At 63.3% G+C, this 18,971-nt stretch carries 23 protein-coding genes, 1 tRNA gene and 1 other RNA gene; 14 read left to right on the plus strand and 11 right to left on the minus strand.

Translation table 11 applies throughout. The features are described from left to right. The 5 genes from pepQ to cydX all read left to right on the plus strand — a co-directional run bounded on the left by pepQ (nucleotide 1) and on the right by cydX (nucleotide 4,654). Nucleotides 1-1,323 (plus strand): Xaa-Pro dipeptidase, encoded by a 1,323-nt coding sequence (pepQ, locus tag ACT01B_RS18645; RefSeq protein WP_445144698.1) that lies wholly within the window; start codon nucleotides 1-3, stop codon nucleotides 1,321-1,323. Nucleotides 1,324-1,534: 211 nt separating this feature from the next. Then, complete coding sequence (cydP, locus tag ACT01B_RS18650; protein WP_445144699.1) at nucleotides 1,535-1,777, plus strand: cytochrome oxidase putative small subunit CydP; 243 nt, start codon at nucleotides 1,535-1,537, stop codon at nucleotides 1,775-1,777. Continuing rightward, nucleotides 1,774-3,360, plus strand: coding sequence for a cytochrome ubiquinol oxidase subunit I (locus ACT01B_RS18655; RefSeq protein WP_445144700.1), 1,587 nt, complete (start codon nucleotides 1,774-1,776; stop codon nucleotides 3,358-3,360). The genes cydP and ACT01B_RS18655 overlap by 4 nt, the downstream gene beginning before the upstream one ends. Nucleotides 3,361-3,370: 10 nt before the next feature. After that, entirely contained in the window at nucleotides 3,371-4,501 is a 1,131-nt protein-coding gene (gene cydB, locus ACT01B_RS18660; RefSeq protein ID WP_445144701.1) for a cytochrome d ubiquinol oxidase subunit II, read from the plus strand. Nucleotides 4,502-4,516: 15 nt separating this feature from the next. Then, nucleotides 4,517-4,654 carry a cytochrome bd-I oxidase subunit CydX gene (gene cydX, locus ACT01B_RS18665; RefSeq protein ID WP_445144702.1) on the plus strand — a complete coding sequence of 46 codons (138 nt, stop codon included), beginning with the start codon at nucleotides 4,517-4,519 and terminating at the stop codon, nucleotides 4,652-4,654. Between the two features lie 18 nt (nucleotides 4,655-4,672). Here cydX and ACT01B_RS18670 read toward each other — a convergent pair whose 3' ends face one another. Together ACT01B_RS18670 and ACT01B_RS18675 are read right to left on the minus strand one after the other, a co-directional pair. Beyond that, nucleotides 4,673-6,022 (minus strand): aminopeptidase P N-terminal domain-containing protein, encoded by a 1,350-nt coding sequence (locus ACT01B_RS18670; RefSeq protein ID WP_445144703.1) that lies wholly within the window; start codon nucleotides 6,020-6,022, stop codon nucleotides 4,673-4,675. Further along, entirely contained in the window at nucleotides 5,980-6,543 is a 564-nt protein-coding gene (locus ACT01B_RS18675; protein WP_445144704.1) for a UPF0149 family protein, read from the minus strand. The genes ACT01B_RS18670 and ACT01B_RS18675 overlap by 43 nt, the downstream gene beginning before the upstream one ends. Nucleotides 6,544-6,645: 102 nt before the next feature. Between ACT01B_RS18675 and ACT01B_RS18680 the strand changes: the two genes are divergently transcribed. The 6 genes from ACT01B_RS18680 to rpiA all read left to right on the plus strand — a co-directional run bounded on the left by ACT01B_RS18680 (nucleotide 6,646) and on the right by rpiA (nucleotide 9,239). Next, nucleotides 6,646-6,885 (plus strand): TIGR02449 family protein, encoded by a 240-nt coding sequence (locus tag ACT01B_RS18680; RefSeq protein WP_445144705.1) that lies wholly within the window; start codon nucleotides 6,646-6,648, stop codon nucleotides 6,883-6,885. Nucleotides 6,886-6,892: 7 nt separating this feature from the next. Beyond that, entirely contained in the window at nucleotides 6,893-7,201 is a 309-nt protein-coding gene (locus ACT01B_RS18685; RefSeq protein ID WP_445144706.1) for a cell division protein ZapA, read from the plus strand. A gap of 7 nt (nucleotides 7,202-7,208) precedes the next feature. Beyond that, nucleotides 7,209-7,396, plus strand: a non-coding RNA gene (gene ssrS / locus ACT01B_RS18690) — 6S RNA. Nucleotides 7,397-7,491: 95 nt separating this feature from the next. Beyond that, entirely contained in the window at nucleotides 7,492-8,112 is a 621-nt protein-coding gene (locus tag ACT01B_RS18695) for a 5-formyltetrahydrofolate cyclo-ligase (protein ID WP_445144707.1), read from the plus strand. After that, complete coding sequence (locus ACT01B_RS18700) at nucleotides 8,109-8,573, plus strand: EVE domain-containing protein (RefSeq protein WP_445144708.1); 465 nt, start codon at nucleotides 8,109-8,111, stop codon at nucleotides 8,571-8,573. Before ACT01B_RS18695 ends, ACT01B_RS18700 begins: the two co-directional genes overlap by 4 nt. 24 nt (nucleotides 8,574-8,597) lie before the next feature. After that, the gene (gene rpiA / locus ACT01B_RS18705; protein ID WP_445144709.1) at nucleotides 8,598-9,239 is read left to right on the plus strand and encodes a ribose-5-phosphate isomerase RpiA; all 642 of its coding nucleotides are present in this window, start codon (nucleotides 8,598-8,600) and stop codon (nucleotides 9,237-9,239) included. Between the two features lie 461 nt (nucleotides 9,240-9,700). On the opposite strand, the gene ACT01B_RS18710 is transcribed toward rpiA, so the two are convergent. The 3 genes from ACT01B_RS18710 to rplM form a co-directional block, all read right to left on the minus strand. Next, nucleotides 9,701-9,774, minus strand: a tRNA-Gln gene (locus ACT01B_RS18710). 54 nt (nucleotides 9,775-9,828) lie between these two features. Continuing rightward, nucleotides 9,829-10,221, minus strand: a complete 393-nt coding sequence (gene rpsI, locus ACT01B_RS18715; protein WP_445144710.1) for a 30S ribosomal protein S9 — start codon at nucleotides 10,219-10,221, stop codon at nucleotides 9,829-9,831. A gap of 9 nt (nucleotides 10,222-10,230) precedes the next feature. After that, nucleotides 10,231-10,659, minus strand: coding sequence for a 50S ribosomal protein L13 (gene rplM / locus ACT01B_RS18720; protein WP_445144711.1), 429 nt, complete (start codon nucleotides 10,657-10,659; stop codon nucleotides 10,231-10,233). A 140-nt stretch (nucleotides 10,660-10,799) separates the two neighbouring features. Between rplM and ACT01B_RS18725 the strand changes: the two genes are divergently transcribed. Together ACT01B_RS18725 and coq7 are read left to right on the plus strand one after the other, a co-directional pair. After that, a complete protein-coding gene (locus tag ACT01B_RS18725) occupies nucleotides 10,800-11,993 on the plus strand; it encodes a (Fe-S)-binding protein (RefSeq protein ID WP_445144712.1) in 1,194 nt (397 codons plus the stop codon). 10 nt (nucleotides 11,994-12,003) lie between these two features. Beyond that, nucleotides 12,004-12,645, plus strand: a complete 642-nt coding sequence (gene coq7, locus ACT01B_RS18730) for a 2-polyprenyl-3-methyl-6-methoxy-1,4-benzoquinone monooxygenase (RefSeq protein WP_445144713.1) — start codon at nucleotides 12,004-12,006, stop codon at nucleotides 12,643-12,645. A gap of 77 nt (nucleotides 12,646-12,722) precedes the next feature. Here coq7 and speD read toward each other — a convergent pair whose 3' ends face one another. Continuing rightward, a complete protein-coding gene (speD, locus tag ACT01B_RS18735; RefSeq protein WP_026633844.1) occupies nucleotides 12,723-13,508 on the minus strand; it encodes an adenosylmethionine decarboxylase in 786 nt (261 codons plus the stop codon). Nucleotides 13,509-13,789: 281 nt separating this feature from the next. Here speD and crp point away from each other — a divergent pair, with 281 nt between their 5' ends. Beyond that, on the plus strand, nucleotides 13,790-14,485 hold the full coding sequence (gene crp / locus ACT01B_RS18740; protein WP_445144714.1) for a cAMP-activated global transcriptional regulator CRP: 696 nt from the start codon (nucleotides 13,790-13,792) through the stop codon (nucleotides 14,483-14,485). A 70-nt stretch (nucleotides 14,486-14,555) separates the two neighbouring features. Here crp and ACT01B_RS18745 read toward each other — a convergent pair whose 3' ends face one another. From ACT01B_RS18745 to ACT01B_RS18765, 5 genes are all read right to left on the minus strand, one after another. Further along, entirely contained in the window at nucleotides 14,556-15,527 is a 972-nt protein-coding gene (locus ACT01B_RS18745) for a bifunctional helix-turn-helix transcriptional regulator/GNAT family N-acetyltransferase (RefSeq protein WP_445144715.1), read from the minus strand. A gap of 78 nt (nucleotides 15,528-15,605) precedes the next feature. Next, complete coding sequence (locus tag ACT01B_RS18750) at nucleotides 15,606-16,283, minus strand: haloacid dehalogenase-like hydrolase (protein WP_445144716.1); 678 nt, start codon at nucleotides 16,281-16,283, stop codon at nucleotides 15,606-15,608. Between the two features lie 27 nt (nucleotides 16,284-16,310). After that, a complete protein-coding gene (trpC, locus tag ACT01B_RS18755; protein WP_445144717.1) occupies nucleotides 16,311-17,105 on the minus strand; it encodes an indole-3-glycerol phosphate synthase TrpC in 795 nt (264 codons plus the stop codon). A gap of 45 nt (nucleotides 17,106-17,150) precedes the next feature. After that, nucleotides 17,151-18,227: an anthranilate phosphoribosyltransferase gene (trpD, locus tag ACT01B_RS18760; protein ID WP_445144718.1), complete on the minus strand. Its 1,077-nt coding sequence runs from the start codon at nucleotides 18,225-18,227 to the stop codon at nucleotides 17,151-17,153. Next, nucleotides 18,224-18,820 (minus strand): anthranilate synthase component II, encoded by a 597-nt coding sequence (locus ACT01B_RS18765; protein WP_445144719.1) that lies wholly within the window; start codon nucleotides 18,818-18,820, stop codon nucleotides 18,224-18,226. The genes trpD and ACT01B_RS18765 overlap by 4 nt, the downstream gene beginning before the upstream one ends. Nucleotides 18,821-18,971 lie beyond the last annotated feature (151 nt).

The following is an 18,971-nucleotide window of genomic DNA, read 5'->3' on the forward strand; positions in this document are numbered from 1 at the left end:
ATGCACGATCGCCTCGCCCCGCTCTACTCCCAGCATCTGGCCACGCTGCGCGCCCGTGCGGACAAGGCGCTTGTGCTGGGCGGGTACGATCACCTGGTAATCGCTGCGAGTACACCGCTGCGCAAATTTCTGGACGATCAGGACTATCCGTTCGTCGCCAATCCGCATTTTCGCCACTGGTTGCCGCTCACCGACGCGCCGGGCAGCTGGATCGTCTATACCCCGGGCCACAAGCCCAAGCTGATCTTCCTGCAGCCGCGCGACTACTGGCACGTGGTGCCGGATGCGCCGCACGGATACTGGGTGGAGCATTTCGACATCGTCATCGTGCGCGACGCGACCGACGCCGTCGCGCAGCTGCCTGGCGTCGATGCCCGTCGCGCCATCATCGGGCCGGAATGCCCTGCCGTACCGGGTGCCGAGGCGAACAACCCCCAATGCGTGCTGAGTTACCTGCATTGGCATCGTTCGTACAAGACGCCTTATGAGCTGGAACTGATGCGCGAAGCCAGCCGTACTGGCACGCGTGCACACCAGGCTGCCGAGCAGGCGTTCCGCGCGGGCGAAAGTGAGTTCGGCATCCACCTGGCGTACCTCGCCGCGGCAAGGCAGATCGATGCCGAACTGCCGTATGCCAGCATCGTCGGCCTCAACGAGCATGGCGCGGTGCTCCATTACACCCACTTCGATCGCGTGGCGCCGCCGCAGAGCCGCTCGTTCCTGATCGATGCGGGCGCCAGCGCCGCCGGCTATGCGAGCGACATCACGCGCACCTATGCCGCGTATGGCCATACCGAGTTCCAGGCGCTGATTGATAGCGTTGAGGCTGCGCAACAGGGCTTCGTCGCCAGGGTGCGCGCCAAGCAGGGCTATCCGGACCTGCATATCCACGCGCACCACGTGCTCGCCAATGTGCTGCGTGAGCACGGATTCATTCGCATGAGCGCCGAAAGCGCGGTCGCGTCGGGTGTCACATCGGCGTTCTTCCCGCATGGGCTGGGCCATCCGATCGGCCTGCAGGTGCACGATGTGGCCGGCTTCCAGCACAACGAGATGGGCGGCACGATTGCGCGCCCGGCAGGCCATCCTTATCTGCGCATGACCCGCGACCTGGAACCGGGCATGGTGGTCACCATCGAGCCTGGCCTGTATTTCATCGACATGCTGCTGAACGAACTGCGCGCCAAGCCGGTGGCCAGCGACATCGATTGGGCAAAGGTAGAGCGCTTCCGTCAGTACGGTGGCATCCGTATCGAGGACGACGTGGTGTGCACCGACGGCGCACCCGAAAACCTGACCCGAGATGCCTTCGCCCTGCTCTGACAGGTGACACCCCGCGATCGGCCAGATCGCCGGGGGCATTTCGCGGTTTTCGCGCAGTCGATCATCGCCCTTCCATTGCGATCACCTCATCCCGGCGACCAGGTCGCCGCGGCGTCTCGTCCTGCGGCCATCCGCCGCTGCGACATCCCTCCGCACGACACCTTCACATCCTTTGCGTATGCTCGGCCCAGGTAACCAAGGGGCTTTGGGCATGTCTATGCAATCAGCCGATTCGGTTGCACCCGATCCGGCCACCGCCGCCTTGCAGCGTCGTCCGTTACGCCGACTGGCACGTGAGTTAATTCTCCTGGTGATCGCCAAGATCATCCTGCTCTCGCTGATCTGGTGGGTCGCAATGACGCCTTATGCGCGACCCGACACTCGCCCCGCCGCCATCGAGCGTCTGCTCGCACCGGCATCCGCAGCATCCACCCCACGCGCAGACAAACCATGATCATCGACGCCGATGTCGTCTCGCTCTCACGCATGCAGTTTGCGTTGACCGCGCTCTATCACTTCCTGTTCGTACCGCTCACCCTGGGTCTGGTCTGGATGCTCGCCATCATGGAGAGCGTCTATGTGATGACCGGGCGTGAAGTATGGAAACGCATGACCCAGTTCTGGGGCATCCTGTTTGGCATTAACTTCGCCATGGGTGTTGCCACCGGCGTCACCATGGAATTCCAGTTCGGCATGAACTGGGCCTACTACGCTCACTACGTAGGCGATGTGTTTGGTACACCGCTGGCCATCGAAGGACTGATGGCGTTCTTCCTCGAGGCTACGCTGGTCGGCTTGTTCTTCGTGGGCTGGAACCGCGTTTCGCGCGTCACCCACTTGCTGGTGACGTGGTTTCTTGCCTTGGCCACCAGCCTGTCGGCGTTGTGGATACTCATAGCCAACGGCTGGATGCAGAACCCGGTAGGCTCGGCCTTCAACCCCGAGACGATGCGCATGGAAGTCACCTCCTTCAGCGAGGTGTTCTTCAACCCGGTGGCACAGGCGAAGTTCGTCCACACGGTGAGCGCCGGTTACGTGCTGGGCTCGATGTTTGTGCTGTCGATCAGCGCCTGGTATTTGCTGCGCGGACGCAATGTGGATTTCGCCAAGCGCTCGATGACGGTGGCGGCCAGCTTCGGGCTTGCTGCTTCGCTCTCGGTCGTGGTGCTGGGTGACGTGTCGGGATACGCCGTCTCGCAAAACCAGAAGATGAAGATGGCCGCGATCGAAGCGATGTGGGAAACCGAACCCGCACCTGCGTCCTTCACCCTGTTCGGTATCCCCGACATCGAGAATCGCACCACGCACTTCGCCCTGCGCATTCCGTGGGTGATGGGCCTGATCGGCACGCACTCGATCGACGAACCGATTCCCGGCATCCACGACCTGGTGGACGACGCCAAGAGCCGGATCGACCAGGGCATCGTCGCCTATGACGCGATGCTGGTATTGCGCGAGGACCGCAACAACGCCCAGGCCAAGGCCATACTCGCTGCGCATGACAAGGATCTGGGCTACGCGCTGCTGCTCAAGCGCTACATCGACGATCCACGCAAGGCCACGCCGGAGGATGTCCAGCGGGCTGCCGACAGCACGATTCCCAATGTGCCGGTACTGTTCTGGGCGTTTCGCGTCATGGTCGCCTGCGGCTTCTACTTCATCGCCCTGTTCGCCTTCTCCTTCTGGAAGGCCAGCAAGCGCCAGCTGGACAAGGACCGCTGGTATCTGCGCCTCGCGCTTTGCAGCCTGCCGCTGCCGTGGCTGGCCGCCGAACTGGGCTGGATCGTCGCCGAGTACGGTCGCCAGCCCTGGTCCATCGAAGGCGTCTTGCCGACGGCGCTGGGCGTCTCCAGCGTGACGACAGGCCAGGTGTGGACCTCGCTGGGCGGCTTCGTGCTGTTCTATACCGCACTGGCCGTGATCGACGTTGTGTTGATGGTCAAGTTCGCTCGCAAGGGTCCGGATGGGCTCGGCTTGTGGCCGCCCGGCCAACCCTCCCCGGCTCCGGCCGCTACCACCATCGCGGCGCAGGCCTGAGGAGAACGCCATGTTCGACTACGAAACGCTACGCGTGATCTGGTGGGCCTTGCTCGGCATCCTGCTGATCGGCTTCGCGATCATGGACGGCTTCGACTTCGGTATCGCGGCGCTATTGCGCGTACTGAGCCGCACCGAGGAAGAACGCCTGGTGCTGCTGGAAACCATCGAGCCGACCTGGGAGGGCAACCAGGTGTGGTTCATCCTGGGCGGCGGCGCGGCCTTCGCCGCTTGGCCGATGCTCTACGCCGTTTCGTTCTCCGGCATGTACCTGGCGATATTCCTGGTGTTGCTGGCTTTCATCATGCGGCCGGTGGGCTTCAACTTCCGCGGCAAGGTCCATGACCCGCGTTGGCGCGACGTATGGGACTGGGTCTTGGTGTTGTCCGGCGTGGTGGTGATGCTGATTTCCGGCGTGGCGTTCGGCAACCTGTTCCTGGGCGTGCCGTTCCAGTTCGACGGCAATCTGCGCATGACCTGGCACGGCAGTTTCTTCGAGCTGCTGCATCCGTTCGCCCTGGTGGCCGGCCTGGTGTCGCTGAGCATGCTGCTTGCCCACGGCGCCTGCTGGGCCGCGTACAAGGCTGACCACGTCATCGCCGAACGCGCCGCGCGCGTAGCGCGCTGGACGACCTTGGCCTATACCGTGTTCTACGTCCTGGCTGGCATTTGGCTCGCCTACGGCGTGGCCGGTTACGCCATCGTGGGCCCGGTCGTGACGGAGGGCCCTTCCAACCCGCTGTACAAGGACGTGGCACGAGGCAGCAGCTGGTTCGCCAGCTATATGCAATATCCGTGGTTCTGGGCAGCGCCCGTGCTCGGCCTGCTCGGCGCGGTCGGCGTACAGCTCAGCGTGGCAAGGCGCGGGCTCGGCGCCTTCCTGTGCAGCAGCGTGATGGTGGCCGGCACCATCCTGTCGGCGGGTTTTGCGCTGTTTCCGTTCCTGCTGCCGTCGAGCCTCGATCCGCGTTCCAGCCTCACCGTCTGGGACGCATCCTCCAGCCGCGGCACGCTGGAGCTGATGCTGGGCGCCGCCGTCGTCTTCATGCCGATCATCATTGCGTACACCAGCTGGGTGTTCCACGTCTTGCGCGGCCGCGTGACCTTGGAACACATCCGCGAGTCCGGCCACACCTACTGATAAGGGAACAACGCCATGTGGTATTTCACCTGGATCCTTGGCCTCGGCCTCGCCTGTGCGTTCGCGATACTTAACGCCATGTGGTACGAGGTGCGTGCGACCGACGAAGCGAATCGCCGCGAGGAAGCGCGCCTTCGCGATACGCGTCGCTGACTTCAATGACAGCCCTGCTCAGCGTGACGCGAGCATGGCTTCGATGTCTTCGGCGTCCTTCGGTACACCCGCGGTAAGGACTTCATTGCCGTCACGCGTGACCGCCACGTCATCTTCGATACGAATGCCGATACCGCGCCAGCGCTCGGCCACGCTGGCATCGCCCGGCGGCACATAGATGCCGGGTTCCACCGTGACTACCATGCCGGGCTCGAGCAGGCGCGGCTCGCCGTCCACCCGGTAGTCGCCCACGTCGTGGACGTCCAGACCCAGCCAATGGCCGGTCTTGGCGGGGAAGAAACGCTTGTAGCTGCCTTCGGCGATGACACTATCCGCGTCGCCCTTGAGCAGCCCCAGCGCGCATAGGCCTTCCGCGATCACACGCACGGCTACTTCATGGGCGGCACTGAACGGTCGCCCCGGCCGCACTTCGTCGATAGCCGCGAGCTGGGCCGCCAACACCACTTCGTAAAGCGCACGCTGTTCTCGGCTGTAGCGACCGTTGATCGGAAACGTGCGTGAGATATCGGACGCATAGCAATCCACCTCCGCACCCGCGTCCACCAGCAGCAGATCGCCATCGCGCAACGACGCTCGATTGGCGGTGTAGTGCATCACGCAGGCGTTGACGCCGCCGGCCACGATGGGCGGGAACGCCGGCACCGCGCCGCGACTGCGCAACACGCGCAAGATTTCTGCCTCCACCTCGTATTCCTGCCGGCCGGCGACGGCGGCGCGCATGGCGGCCAGGTGCGCGTCGGCGGCAATCGAGGCGGCGCTGCGCATCAGCTTCAGTTCGCCACGCGACTTGTACAGGCGCAGGTCGTGCAGCAGATGCCCGAGCGCCACGAATTCCTTGGGCACCACGCCACCCCCGCGCAACTGGCGCAGGCGTCGCATCCAGCCCAGCAGCTGTGCATCGAATTCCGGCTCGCGCCCGAAATGACAGTAGACGCGGGCCCGACCCTCGATCATGCCGGGAAGGATGTCGTCGATATCGTCGATCGGAAACGCATCGTCCATGCCGTGCTCGCTGACGGCGCGATCGGTACCGATCGACTCGCCGTGCCAGCGCTCGTGTTCCTCGTCGCGTTCGCGGCAGAACAACACGGCCTCGCCGTGCTTGCGGCCGGGCAGCAAGGCTAGGACCGCGGCGGGCTCGGGAAAACCGCACAGATAGTGCAGGTCCGAATCCTGCCGGTATGGCCAATTGGCGTCCGCATTGCGTACGCGTTCGGGTGCGGCAGCGACCAGCAACACCGCATCCTCGCCAGCCATACGCATCAGCTGGCGACGACGACGAACGAATTCCTCGGCCGAGATGTTCAATGCACGGTTTCGCTGCCAGGCTTGTTGCGGCCGGCGCATTCGGCGAACAGCAGCATGGCGCCAACTCTGACGAATTCATGCACCTCGATCAGCGCGTCCTCGTCCTCACCTTCTTCGCCGAAGTCGAACGACGAGGCAGCAATCGTGCCCAGGTCGCGCAGGATTTCCTGCGCCTCATCCGACAGCTTGCCGTGCGCTTCGGCACCGGCCAGGCCGAATCCGCCCAGGAAGCCGCGGCACCAGTCGACCAGCGCCTCTGCGCGATCCGCCAGCGGGCGATCATCGGCCGGCAACAGCGGCTCGAAGCCCAGCTCGGGATCGGCCAGCTCGGCCTCGGTCTGTTTGACCAGCTGGTCGAGCACGGCCTGGGCCGGCACGGAAGGCGTAAAGCCCTCGGCGTCCAGATGCAGGGTTTCGATCAGCGATTGCTTGCCGACGCGACCGGCGCCAGCCAGGAAACCGCATAGCGAACCGTGCAGGTCGCTGGCCTCGGTGCCCAGCTGCATGCGGACGACGGCATCGTCCAGTTCGTCGTAGCCAATCGGCTCATTTGCGCTCATGGCGCCACTCCTTTCTGGGCAAGCCGGCAGTTTAAGGCAACCCCTCACGAAACCGTACGCAGCCTGCTGTTTTCGGTAGGCCTCCTGCTATAGTTTCGGCCCATGAGCGCGCCCGAATCCGTCAAGCCAGATCCCGTCAAGCAAGAGCTTGCTGCCATAGGCGAGCAGCTCGATCGCCTGCTCGATGTCGTGCGTCGGCTCAACGAGGAAAACCGCAGCTTGCGTCATAGCCAGGAACAGTTGGCGAACGAACGCGCAGGCCTGATGGCGCGCAACGAACAGGCGCGCAGCCGTGTCGAAGCGATGATTCAGCGACTGAAGGCGCTTGAGAACAATGGCTGAGAGCAGCGTGACCAATAACACCAACGAACCGGTCGCGCTGCGACTGGTGGATCGCGAATTCCTGATCGCCTGCTCGCCGGAAGAGCGCGAGGGGTTGCTGGAATCGGCGGCCTATCTCGATCGCAAGATGCGCGAGTTGCGTGCCAACGCGAAGGCGCCGGGCTTCGATCGCCTGGCCGTCTTGGCCGCCATCAGCGTGACACACGAGTTCCTCGCGCTGAAAAAAACCCACACTGGCAGTGACCAGGGCGTGACTGAGGGTCTGGCTGCTTTGCGACGCAAGCTTGAAGCTGCCCTCGACACCCAACTAAAATAGACCTCGGCGTTTTCTGCGGTGTGCGCCAGCACACTCTTACATTTGCCTTGTTCCTAAATACGGCCCCGGGTCGGTTTTTCATTGGTTGTTGTGCATGTCCGCCGCGTGCGGAAAGCCTCGAGACCTTGTAAGCCCTCCCACCTGATCCATCGTGGATCAAGGTCGTTCGGTGGGCAGCGGCATCGCGGTTAACGCCACCTTATTCCCCACCCGTACGGCGCCGTCTGGCGCCGTACGGTCCAGGGCCGCTCGCTGCAGGTTCGCGGGCTCGCTTTGCAGGAGACGCGAACGTGGACGCCACCGCCCAGCGACGCGAACTACGCCATCAGCTGGCCGAACAGCGCCGTGCGCTCAAGCCGGCGCAACGTATCGCCGCCGCCCAGGGGCTGCGGCGCAGCCTGGAACAGTTGCCTGAATACCTCACCGATGCGCGCGTGGCCGGCTACTGGGCCAGCCATGGCGAGCTGCCGCTCAATCTGGTCATTCCACCGCTGGCCACCCGCGGCCAGCAGTTCCTGCTGCCGGTGATCGGCCCCAAGCATCGCCTGCGCTTCGCCGCCTGGCAGGTCGGCGACGATGTCCAGCCCAATCGCTACGGCATTCCTGAACCGGTCGAGCCGAAGGAGCTGCTGGAACCGTTCCAGCTCGATCTGGTGCTGCTGCCCTTGCTGGCGTTCGATCGCCAGGGCAACCGCCTGGGTACCGGTGGCGGCTATTACGACCGCGGCTTTGCCTTCCTGCGCGAACAGGTCCGCCCCACCGAGCCGCTGCTGGTCGGCATCGGATACGCGTTCCAGGAACTGCCGCAGATCGATGCCGAGGCATGGGACGTGCCGCTCGATTACATTGCCACCGACCTCGAACTGATTGATTGCCACGCCGCCGGCGAGGATGGAGAAGCCCACGCATGACCGCCAAGACGCATTACTGGCTGATGAAATCCGAACCGGATGCGTTTTCCATCGATGACCTGAAACGCAAGGGTCACGAGGCCTGGGACGGCGTGCGCAATTACCAGGCGCGCAACTTCATGCGCGACGGCATGAACGTGGGTGACAAGGTCTTCTTCTATCACTCCAATTGCGCCGAGCCGGGCATTGTCGGTGTCGCCGAAGTGGCCACCGACGCCTACCCCGACCCCAGCCAGTTCGACCCCAAGAGCAAGTACTTCGATGCGGCCAGCTCGCGCGACAAACCGCGCTGGATACTGGTGGACGTGAAGTTCGTGAAGAAGCTCAAGCGCACCATCCCACTGAAGGAACTGCAGTCGGAACCGGCCTTGGCCGAGATGGCGCTGGTGCGCAAGGGCAACCGTCTCTCCGTGATGCCCGTGGAAGCCGCCGAATGGCAGCACATCCTGGGCATGGAATAACTCTCACACATCGGGACGCATGACATGAGCAACGCCAACGAGAAACGCCAGGCCGGCGAAGCCGCCATCCGCTACGTCGAGGACGGCGCCATTGTCGGCGTCGGCACCGGCTCCACCGTCGCCTATTTCATTGACGCCCTGGCCGATCTGAAAGACCGCATCCAGGGGGCCGTGTCGAGCTCGGAACAGTCCACCGCGCACCTCAAACGCCTCGGCATCCCGGTGCTCGACCTCAACGCCACCGGCCCGCTAAGCCTATACGTGGATGGCGCAGACGAGTGCGATACGCACAAGCGCCTGATCAAGGGCGGCGGTGCCGCGCTGACGCGCGAGAAGATCGTCGCTGAGGCAAGCGCGAAGTTCATCTGCATCATCGATTCGAGCAAGCAGGTGAACCTGCTGGGCAAGTTCCCGCTGCCGGTCGAAGTGATTCCGATGGCGCGCAGCCTGATCGGCCGCGAGATCGTCAAGCGTGGTGGCCAGCCGGTGTGGCGCGATGGCGTGGTCACCGACAACGGCAACTGGATCATCGACGTGCATGGCTGGCAGATCGTCGATCCGGTGGCGCTGGAAAGCGACCTCAACCAGATCCCGGGCATCGTCGCAGTAGGCCTGTTCGCCCGTCGTCCGGCGGACGTGGTGCTGGTGGGTGACAAGGTGATGTGATGCTCTACTCCCTCTCCCCTCCGGGGAGAGGGCTGGGGTGAGGGGCCAATCTTGCGACGGCATTGGTTCAGAGCCTGCGTTTTTGAAAGGCGCTCACTAGTGCCCGGCCTCTCACCGCGCTCCGCTCTCCCACAGGGACTACTTTTGGGTTGTCTGGAGGGGAGAGGAAGCCAAACAAAAGAGCCTCCCGGTTTCGCGGGAGGCTTTTTTGTTTCATGAGACCTCAACCCTCTTTATCTGCACTCTGTCCAAAGGAGCGACAAAAAAGCTCGCTCTCAGGACAAGTCTTCTCCACGTGCGGGACTCGGATTGTTCGCCCCATCCCTGGGGCTCACCCCCGCTGCGCGGGGGCCAGCGCTGCGCGCTATCCAACAAGCTCCCGGCAAATTTGTCGAACGTAGGTTCGTCTCCTGTGTCCCAGGCAAAATAAAAGGCCCGCCATATAGGCGGGCCTTTTATTTTGGCTGGGAGACTAGGATTCGAACCTAGATAAACGGAGTCAGAGTCCGTTGTCCTACCGTTAGACGATCTCCCAAAACCCGGCGGAGCGGTGCGCTCTGACTTGGTGCACCGTACCGTCGAAGCGTGATTAGCGCTTCGAGAACTGGGTAGCGCGGCGGGCCTTGTGCAGACCGACCTTCTTACGCTCGACCTCGCGGGCGTCGCGGGTCACGAAGCCAGCCTTGCGGAGCTGCGGCTTCAGGGTATCGTCGTACTCGATCAGCGCACGGGCGATGCCGAGACGGATCGCACCGGCCTGGCCGGTGATGCCGCCGCCGGCAACGGTGACGTTGACGTCGAACTTGTCGCTGGCCTGGATCAGTTCAAGCGGCTGGCGCACGATCATGCAGGAGGTCTCGCGACCAAAGAACTGCTCGAGGCTCTTGCCGTTGACGATGATTTCGCCCTTGCCCTTGCGCAGGAACACGCGAGCGGCGGAGGTCTTGCGGCGGCCGGTGCCGTAATTCTGCTGGATAGCCATGATGGTTCCTTAGAGTTCCAGCGCCTGCGGCTGCTGTGCGGTATGCGGATGCTCGGCACCGCCATACACCTTGAGCTTGCGGTACATCGCGCGGCCGAGCGGATTCTTCGGCAGCATGCCCTTGACGGCGATTTCGATGACGCGCTCCGGATGCGTAGCCAGCAGGTCCTTGAGACTGATCGTCTTCAGGTTGCCGACGTAGCCGGTGAAGCGGTGGTACATCTTGTCGTCCAGCTTGGCGCCAGTGACGGCAACCTTCTCGGCGTTGACCACGACGATATAATCGCCAGTGTCGACGTGAGGAGTGAACTCGGGCTTATGCTTGCCACGCAGGCGGCGGGCAATCTCGGTCGACAGACGACCGAGCGTCTTGTCCGTTGCATCAATCACGAACCAATCGCGCTTGACACTTTCCGGCTTGGCGCTGAACGTTTTCATTTCAGAATACCTAGTCTGCCGCCACCAGGGCGGTACACGTAATCGGTGGAACAAAGGCGCGAGATGATAACGGAGTTTTCATCAATCGCGCAAGCCCACCGACCGGCGGGCTGCGAGCTGGCGATGATAGCATGATCGGCATGCCTCATGAAAAGCCCCCCCTACGCATTGCCTCGTTGGCCGATCAGTGCGTTCAGTGTGGACTGTGCCTGCCGGTATGTCCTACCTATGCCCTGGATGGCAACGAAGCGGAGTCGCCGCGGGGCCGCATTGCCATCGCCGCTGCGCTGGCGCGGGGCGACGTAGAGCCCACGGCGGCCCTGCGTGAACATCTGGATCACTGCCTGGGTTGCCTGAATTGCGAGCGGGTGTGCCCCGCCTACGTCCAATACGGCGAGCTGCTGGTCGAAACCCGCGCCATGATCGGCCCCATGCCCGGACGACCACGGCTGCTGCTGGCGATGATCCAGCGGCCGGCACTGTTACGGCTGGCTGGCCGCCTCGGAAAGGCGCTGGGCTCCGCGCGCTGGAAGAAGCGTCTCGCAGAACGGCTGCCAGCGGCATCTTCATGGCGTGCAGCGCTAAACACGCTCCCTGATGCCGCGAACGACGATGCGCTGAAGTCTTCCCTGGCCGATAGCCCGTCGGCACAGCCAAGCATCGCGCTATTTCCCGGCTGCGTCGCCAGTGTCGAGGATGCCGCCGCCCAGCAAGCCGCCATCGTCCTGCTGCGTGCCGCCGGCTACCGGATTTCCCTATTACCAGCCTTCTGCTGCGGCGCCATCGACCTGCATGGCGGGGAAGCCCAAGGCGCCGAGCGCGCCGCTCAACGCGTTCGCGACGCGTGGCAGGCATCAGGCGCCGAACAACTGGTGTCGATCACGCCCGGCTGCCTCGGCACGCTGCGGCGCGCACTGCCCGGCGTCACCGTGGCGGACCCGGTCACCTTGTTGTCCGCCCGCGCGGACCGACTGCGCTTCGGACCCTTGGCGCGCTCCGTCGCCCTGCACCTGCCCTGCACGCAGACCAATGTGGCGCGCAGTGAAGAAGCCTTGCTCAGCCTTCTACGCCAGGTACCGGAGCTGGAGGTGAAGCCCGTGCCACGTCCACCGCATTGCTGTGGCGCCGCGGGCTCTCACATGCTCGAGTTTCCCGAGCGCGCCGCACGTCTTCGCGACGACACGCTGGAACAGATCGCCGGCCTGGCGCCACAGCAGTTGTTATCGTCCAATATCGGTTGCCGCCTGCATCTGGCCGCAGGCATGGACGAAGGCGGTCGCCATTGGCCTCACCAGCACCCACTGACTTTGCTGGCCAGGCAATTGATTTCATAGAGGTATCGCCATGAATGCACGCACACTCTCTCCTCTCGACCGCCTGCTGGCCGGCATCGAACGCGCCCTGGAAACCGTGGCGGGCTCGCCGGAAGCCGGCCGTGCCTCACCCGCCGAGGCGTTTGACGAGTCCGACATGGACGACGCCGAACGTCGCCACGCTGCCGGGCTGATGCGTATCAACCACACCGGCGAGGTTTGCGCCCAGGCCCTGTACGACGGCCAGGCCGCGTTGGCGCGCGGCGAAGAAAACCGGGCGCACCTGCAGCACGCCGCCAACGAAGAAACCGATCACCTGGCCTGGTGCGCGGAGCGCCTGAAGGAGCTGGACAGTCGCCCCAGCCTGCTCAATCCGCTGTGGTACGCCGGCAGCTATGTGATCGGCGCGGCCGCCGCACTGGCGGGCGATCCGGTGAGCCTGGGCTTCGTGGTCGAAACCGAGCGCCAGGTGGAAGCGCATCTGGAGGAGCATCTGGACAAGCTGCCGCCCCAGGACGAGCGTTCACGCGCGATCCTCACCCAGATGCAGGCCGACGAAGTGCGCCACGCGCACGAGGCCAAGGTGCGCGGCGGCATTGACCTGCCGTTTCCCATTCCTGGGCTGATGCACCTGAGCTCGATGGTGATGAAGGCGGTGGCGTACCGCATTTAAGGCGCTGCCCGACGCTGTGTAGGAGCGCACAAAAAACCCGCCTTTCGGCGGGTTTTCTTTGGGCCATGCCCGATCAATCACATCAGGTTGCGGCCGTGGAACAGTTCTTCGATCTCGCGGCGCAGCAGCGACTCGATGCGCTGGCGCTCCTTGAAGGAGAGATCGTCGGCATGCGCCTCGAACAGATACGTATCAAGGTCGAAATCCTTGATATGCATCTTCGTGTGGAACATGTTTTCCTGATATACGTTCACGTCGAACATCTCGTACTTCTGGCGAATGTGCTTGGCCAGGTAGTCCTGCACGGAGTTGATCTTGTGATCGATGAAATGCTTCTTGCCCTTCACGTCGCGGGTAAACCCTCGCACGCGGTAGTCGGCGATGACGATATCCGACTCGAAGCTGTCGATCAGGTAGTTCAGGGCCTTCAGCGGGGAGATAACGCCGCAGGTGGCCACGTCGATGTCCGCGCGGAACGTCGCGATGCCGTTGTGCGGATGCGTTTCCGGATAGGTATGGACGGTGATGTGGCTCTTGTCCATATGCGCCACCACGGCACCTGAAATGGTGTCGCGGCCGAGCTTCTCGACCACCGGCTCCTCGGAGATGAGGATGGTCACCGATGCACCTTGCGGATCGTAATCCTGGCGTGCGATGTTCAGGATGTTGGCACCAATGATCTCGGCCACATCGGTCAGGATCTGGGTAAGACGGTCAGCGTCATACTGCTCATCGATGTATTCGATGTAGCGCTGGCGCTGTTCTTCGGACACCGCATAGCAGATGTCGTAGATGTTAAAGCTCAACGCCTTGGTCAGGTTGTTGAAACCCTGCAAACGCAGGCGGGGAAGTGGTTTCACCACAACGGCTCTCCATGACCGGGACGTACGGCCAGCAGCAGAGGCGGGTTAGCGACAAGGGTCCCCGCTGGAAAATTCGACGCGAAAGCCTGAAGCTTCCACGACCCTTGTGACCGGAGCGCGACAAGGGGATCGCGTCCGAAAGACCGTGAAGTATGCGGCAAAAAAAAGAAAAACTGAACCTTCGGCAGGTCAAGTTACTTTGCCATAATGCCCGGAGGGGGATGGATTGGACATCCCGGTGGCCGCTCGCAGGCCTCGGACCATAATCTACGGGACACATCGTGGCGCAACTTAAATATCAGCTACAACAAGCTTTTGAACGTTCCCAGGCGCCAGCCAATTTTGCACCGGACCCGGCATCCATGGAGCGTTTTCTGGCCCTTTGCCACCGGCGCCGTTACCCGGGCAAGACCGCCATCATCCGTCCGGGCGACCCGGCCAACACCTTGTATTACATCATCGACGGCTCGCTTGCCGTATGCACCGAGGATGAGCAGGGTCGCGAACTGATCCTCGCTTACCTGAGCCGCGGCCAGTTCATCGGGGAGATGGGCTTGTTCGTGGAACAGGCGCAGCGCGAATCGATGGTGCGCACCCGTACCCCCTGCGAAATGGCCGAAATCAGCTACGAACGCCTGTTCCAGCTGATGGAAGGACCGCTGCGCGAGGAGTGCCCGAAGATCCTGTTCGCGATTGGCGCCCAACTCACCAATCGTCTGCTGCGCACTTCGCGCCAGGTCAGCCGCATGGCGTTCATGGATGTGACCAACCGCATCTCCCGGACCCTGCTGGACCTGTGCCAGGAGCCGGATGCCATGACCCACCCGGAAGGCACCCAGATCCGCATCTCGCGCCAGGAAGTGAGCCGTATCGTGGGCTGCTCCCGCGAAATGGTCGGCCGCGTGCTCAAGCAGCTCGAGGAGCAGCGCATGATCGACGTGGCGGGCAAGACCATCGTGGTGCGCGGCACCCGTTGAGTCAGCGCGCTTCAAAACGCCCCCTATGACCGTCATCCCAGCGAAAGCTGGGACGACGGGAATGAAACGCTTACGCCCTGACTCCGTTGCCTTTTTTGGACTGGTAGACCATGTAGACGTCGGCTCGCTCGTAATGCGAGCCGGGCCGTACGGACGACTGCATGACGAAGCCCGCCTGTGCGTACATGCGCAGCGCCGTCTTGAGGCGGCTGTTGGACTCCAGGAACAGCTCCCTGCCCTGGCGCCGATGAAATTCGGCAATCGCCGCGTCGAGCAGGCGCCGCCCGGCTCCCAGGCCGCGGAACATCTCGTCCACACCCATCTTCGACAGCTCGTACACGCCTGGCGATTCCTGCAACAGCGCGCAAGTGCCCACGACTTCACCGCCCAGTCGCGCGAAAAAGATCGCACCGCCAGGCTCCAGTACATGGCGCTCGGGGTCGCCGAGCACGACGCGATCGATATCCTCGATCCGGAAATACCGCTTCAGCCACGCCGCGTTGAGGCGATAGAAATGTTCCTTTAAGGCCGGCTCGTAGGGGATCACCTCCAGTTCGGCGGCACTGAGCGCAGCATGCTCGGCGAGCATGGACGCGACCACAGGTCGTTCCTGCAACGACTTTTCGCAGGCCGCCAGAGTCACCAGCAAGGCCACGCCATCGTGCCCCAGCGTGGCCATCGCCCCGCGCCTGATCGCCACCCACACCGGCCCGAGCGAGGTCAGCGCAGCGCGCCCTTTATCCGTCAGCACCAACAGGCTACGACGGCCGTCTTGCGCATCCTTGCGTCGCTTCACCAGGCCGGCGCGCACCAGCTTGTCGGCGAGCTGGCTCACCGCCGAATGGGTTTGGCCGATGGCGGTGGCGACCTCACTGACCGTGGTCGCACCGTTCTCCCACAGATAGCGCAACACCGGAAACCAGCGCGATTCGATAGCGGCTCCGCAGCTGCGATAGACCTCGTCGGCCGCCGCGTAGAACTGGTCGCTGAGCGCCTTGAGCCGGCTGCCAAGCGCCAGTTCGCCTAGGGATGAGAGGTACATGGAAAGGCCTGCCAGGAAATTGCGTTAGTGCTAACGTAATTCCTGAGACCCTGTCGCGCAACCCTGCCTAAGGTCAGGCTAGAACCAATCCACCCGGGTGATGGTGCGCCCCAGCGCCTTTTCCATCTTCTTGCACAGCTTGGGCGTGCCATTGACCAGCACCGCCTCGGCCGCCGGCTTGAGCATCGGCACGTCGACCAGCGAATCGCTATAGGCGATATGCCACTCTTTCACGCCAATCGCGCCGAGCCGGACCGGTTTGCGCCGCCCGATGTTGTGCAGCTTCACGCGCATGCCCAGGATGCCGGGACGTAGCTGCGAGGCCAGCACTTCGACGCCGGTTAGCCCAAGCTGGTCAAGGATCTGACTGACCAGCACGTGCTCGCAGCCGGTCACCACGATGACCCGATCGCCTTCGGCCTGATGGCGACGCAGCGCATGCAGGCCATCACGACTGAACTGGCGCGGCCGCTGTACCAGACTGGCGACGAAGGCCTGCACCACGGCCTGGTAGCGCCGCTCGCTCAGGCCCATCAGGGCGATGTGCACCAGCGTACGCGCCACCTGCTGGCGCGAAAACGGCAGCACCAAGACTAGCCACGGCAAGGCCAACAGCACCGCCAGCTTGCGCAGCACCGAGCGTTCGTAGCGCTCGCGCATGAACAGGGAAAACGCGTCGCCGTGAATCAGCACGCCGTCGAAATCGAACAGCACCGTGCGCGTCGCGGAAGGGGTTACCTCCGAAGTATCCGGCACGAGCTCTTTTTCCACTGTAGCCATGACTTACTTGCCGTCGAACAGGCGCTTGAGCTCGCTGCCCGGATCGTCCGCGCGCATGAACGCCTCGCCGACCAGGAACGCGTTGACACCCGCATCACGCAGCAAGGCCACGTCGTCGGGTGTATGAATGCCCGACTCACTGACCAGGATGCGGTCGTATTCCATCAACTGCTGCAGTTCCAGCGAGGTCTCGAGCGAGGTGTGGAAGGTGCGCAGATTGCGGTTGTTGACGCCGATCAGCGGCACCGGCAAGGCCAGTGCACGCTCCAGCTCTTCGGCATCGTGCACTTCGCACAACACGTCCAGGTCCAGCTCGGCGGCCAGCATCGACAAATCCAGCAAGGCGCCATCGCTGAGCGCGGCAACAATGAGCAGGATGCAGTCGGCGCCGATCACGCGCGCCTCATACACCTGATACGGATCGATCACGAAGTCCTTGCGCAGCACGGGCAACGAACAGGCCGCACGCGCCTGCTGCAGGAAATCCTCGCAACCCTGGAAAAAGTCGCGATCGGTCAGCACGGAAAGACAGGCCGCACCGCCCGCTTCGTAGCTGCGCGCAATGGCGGCCGGATCGAAATTCGGGCGGATCACGCCCTTGCTCGGACTGGCGCGCTTCACTTCGGCGATCACGGCCGCCAGACCGGCGTCGATCTTGGCCTCGATGGCCGCGGCAAAACCGCGCGTATCTGGAAGATCCACCACGCGCGAGGACAGCTCGATCAGGGGGAGCTTGGCACTACGCTCGGCGACCTCTTCGGTCTTGCGGGTCAAAATGCGTTGAAGGATGTCGGTCATGGCGGCAGCCTAGTCGGTCATGGCGTGAAAAACGTGGCAAAAGCATCAGTGCTTAGACGCAAGACGCTGTGTCGCTGCCACGAAGGCGTCCATTTTCGCACGGGCGGCGCCGCTGGCGATGGTTGCGCGGGCCAGCTCAATGCCGGCGCCGATGGAATCCACCACATTGGCAGCGTAGAGCGCCGCACCCGCGTTGAGACAAACGATATCGTGCGGCACGCCGCTGCGGCCATCCAAGGCCTCCAGCAGCATAGCGCGCGACTCCTGCGCATTCTCCACCCGCAGGTTGCGGCTGGACGCCATGGCCAGTCCGAAATCCTCCGGCTCCACCTCGTATTCACGCACTTCGCCGTCGCGCAGCTCGCCTACCAAGGTCGCTGCGCCCAATGAAATCTCGTCCATGCCGTCGCGTCCCCACACCACCAGTGCATGTTTCGCGCCGAGTGCCTGCAATACACGAACCTGGATGCCAACCAGGTCCGGGTGAAACACCCCCATCAGGATGTTGGGAGCGCCCGCCGGATTGGTCAGCGGACCGAGAATGTTGAACAGCGTGCGCACGCCCATTTCCTTGCGCACCGGTGCCACCACCTTCATCGCAGGATGATGATTCGGTGCGAACATGAAGCCGATGCCGGTTTCACGCATGCATTGCGCCACCTGCGCCGGCGGCAGCTCGATCGCCGCGCCGAGCGCCTCGAGCACGTCGGCACTGCCCGACTTGGACGATACGCTGCGGCCACCATGCTTGGCGATGCGCGCACCGGCGGCGGCGGCCACGAACATCGACGCCGTGGAGATATTGAAGCTCGACGTACCGTCACCGCCGGTACCGACGATATCGACGAAGTGTTCGTGCGGCGGCAGATCGACCTTGGCCGAAAGCTCACGCATGACGCGCGCCGCGCCGGTGATCTCGCCGACGGTTTCCTTCTTCACGCGCAGGCCGGTGATGATGGCCGCGGTCATCAGCGGGCTCACTTCACCGCGCATGATCTGACGCATCAACTCGATCATCTCGTCGTGGAAGATCTCGCGATGCTCGATCGTGCGTTGCAGCGCCTCCTGCGGAGTAATCGTCACGCGACGACCCACGGGCTGGCTGGTGGTAACGCCATTCATGCGGCCAGCCTAAGCGGCAGGCCGAGAAAATTGCGCAGCAGGTCGTGGCCGTATTGCGTGAGGATGGACTCCGGATGGAATTGCACGCCCTCGACATTCAAGGTCTTGTGGCGCAACCCCATGATTTCGTCGATCGAGCCATCGGCGTTCTCCGTCCACGCGGTGACTTCAAGGCAATCGGGCAGTGAGCTTTGTTCCACCACCAGTGAGTGATAACGCGTGGCCTCGAACGGATCGGGCAAACCGGCAAACACGCCTCTGCCGCGATGGCGTACCGGCGAGGTCTTACCGTGCATGATCTGCTTGGCACGGATCACCTTGCCGCCAAACACTTGGCCGATGGCCTGATGCCCGAGACACACGCCAAATACCGGGATCTCCCCGGCCAGTTCGCTTAGCACGCCCAGCGACACACCCGAATCGTCCGGCGTGCCAGGCCCCGGCGAAATCATGATGTGGGTGGGTCGCAGCGCCCGGATGCCGGCCACGTCGAGCGCATCGTTGCGCACCACTTTCACCTCCTGTCCCAACTCGCCCAGGTACTGCACGAGGTTGAAGGTGAAGCTGTCGTAGTTATCGATCATCAGCAGCATGGAAAGACCAACCCATTGATTGAAAGCAACAATTAACCGAAAGACGAAGTGCATTTGGCGCCGGACGGGGGAAACGCCCGACGGCGGTTTTGCGGTGGCAGGAAGTACATTGTGCTCAAAGCGGCGTCGCACTGCAGCATCTGGCGGCTTC

Source organism: Dyella sp. Tek66A03 (assembly GCF_052567735.1).